Raw genomic sequence first — 2,134 nt, 5'->3', positions numbered from 1 at the left:
CCCTCGAATAACGGAGCTGTTATAACCTAATAAAGACGCGGCTGCCTCATTGGCATAAAGGATGCCGCCGCTTTCGTTGACAGCCATCACGCCTGTCCGGTGATGCTCCAGGATATGCTCAAATAAATGTTCGCTTTCCTGGGCTTTCCAGACGAACTCGTAGATTCTCTTCACTTCTTCAATAGCTTCGAGCACAGACTCCCGTCCGCTAGTAATTAGAATGCCGTTATAGCCCATTTGTTCGGCTGTATTCACAGTGACGACATCCCCAAGAACGATTTGGGCATCATGCTCGAAAGCTTTTTGCAATGCTTCAGGAACGTCAGCAGCCCGATCTACTGAATAGATGGGAATTTCATAATCAAGCAGGCTGGATACCTCCGCGACACCACGGCAAATGTTAGGAAAACCTATGATTGCTACTTTACTATTTGAATTTTTCACCAATGTGAGCACTCTCAAAATGTCGTAACCGGAAACAGGAATGTCGACGACAGGTGTTGTCACATGATTTTTAATTAACGTTGATGTTCCCCCACGGCTCAAGATGACATCATATTTTCCTTTGGCAGCATGCACAATAGGAAGAGCGTTATGAAGATCCGCAACTTCAATGTCGATCTTAATCCGAGCATCATCTTTTGCAATATTCTCAATTAGACCCTTTAACCCGGGGTATGGGGCGATTGCCAGTACTTTAATTTGCATACGAGATGAGACCCCTTTGCTAAAAATCAATAAATTTTAGTGTTGCAGATTACAACAATTATGTATGATTATAAGCTATTTCAGTTTATTATAGCCAACTCTTCCGAAGTTTACGTGATTATGCAACATTTAAAATAAAAAGCTAGTCTCACAAGATCGTCGATCCTGTGAAACTAACCTTTTTGTTTACATAACTTTACTTATGTGTTCTAATATATAACCACTTATTCGATTACTCGAACTCGGCTACCATCCAGAAGCGGTTCGCTGCTTTCAACAATGACCGATTCTTGTCCAAACAATCCCTCGACAGCAGCCGCTTGCTCGTTCGATTCCACCACTTCCACGCTTCTTCGCACAGCATGGAACGCATTGCCAAGCGGACCTTTCTTCTCTTCGACCGTATACACGAATGTACCCGATGGGTCACTCCGCAATGCCGTCTTCGAAACGAGCATCGCGCCGGCTTTCCCTTCTTTGGTAATCGTCACTTCAGCCCTTTCATTCCCAACAAGTGATGGATCTTGCAACAGCAACGTTAATTGATTTGTTTCCACAGATTTCTCCGTAAGTCCGCTATTATCCTCAGTTAATGCGGCATTCCCGAGATCCGCGCCAGCCAGATTAGTTACTTTCCCTGAAATAGCCCGGCTATTTGGACCAGGAATTTGAACCTCGATGGATTCACCGAAAGCGAGACTCTCGGCAATAGCAACAGGAATGAGCAGGTTAATTTTGTATCCTTGCTGTGTATTCATGAGCAGGATGTCGGGTGCGCCTGCAACCGCCGCCACGCCTTCTTTGGCATTCATCTCCGTAACCTTCCCGTCGAACGGAGCAAGCAGAGATTGATTCGCTACGAACTTAGCGTTCAGATCACTGATTCGCTGCTGCTGGGCGCTGATGTCGAGCTTGGCGCTCTCCACCGCGGCTTTGGCAGCGAGGATGTTGCCTTGATCTGCACTATGCTGCGCTTGCATATAGTCGTACTCCAGTTTCTCCATGGACAACATCAGTTTGTTTAATGACGTTTGCTCTGTATGCAGCTGAGTTAGGGCTTCCTCATTGTTGTACTGCACAAGTACCTGCCCTTTATGAATGTCTTCCCCTTTATGTACTAACACCTTGGTGACATTCCAGCCTGACTGTCCCGAAATTGCTCTTACTTCAACTGGCTTTAGATAGGCATTGCCTTTATATGTCTGATCTAATTGTCCGGGTCCAACAATTTGTGTTGCCACCTTCGGAAGTGTCATGCCATAGAGGGTGTTGCTCAGCAAGGTTGATATCACGAACACAGCCAACATCACCACTGTCACTAGATGAAGCCAGCGTTTTCCGGTCTTACGACTGCTATTTTTCGTATCTAAATCCAAAACGTTTCCTCCTGATCCCGCATTTGCTCACAATCGACCCGAAGCTACTC

Annotated in this window: 2 protein-coding genes; both read right to left on the bottom strand. The window is 45.8% G+C overall.

All coding sequences use genetic code 11. The annotated features are described in order from the left end of the window. A partial coding sequence (locus AC1DUA_RS34965) for a PrpR N-terminal domain-containing protein (protein WP_477504115.1) occupies nucleotides 1–708 on the bottom strand: 708 nt, incomplete at its 3' end. A gap of 224 nt (nucleotides 709–932) precedes the next feature. Next, the gene (locus tag AC1DUA_RS34960) at nucleotides 933–2,084 is read right to left on the bottom strand and encodes an efflux RND transporter periplasmic adaptor subunit (protein WP_477504114.1); all 1,152 of its coding nucleotides are present in this window, start codon (nucleotides 2,082–2,084) and stop codon (nucleotides 933–935) included. Between the last annotated feature and the right edge of the window lie 50 nt (nucleotides 2,085–2,134).

This window comes from Paenibacillus sp. 01T422 (assembly GCF_056398785.1).
The sequence above is the reverse complement of the archived record's forward strand: the minus strand, read 5'-3'. Positions and strand labels throughout refer to the sequence as shown.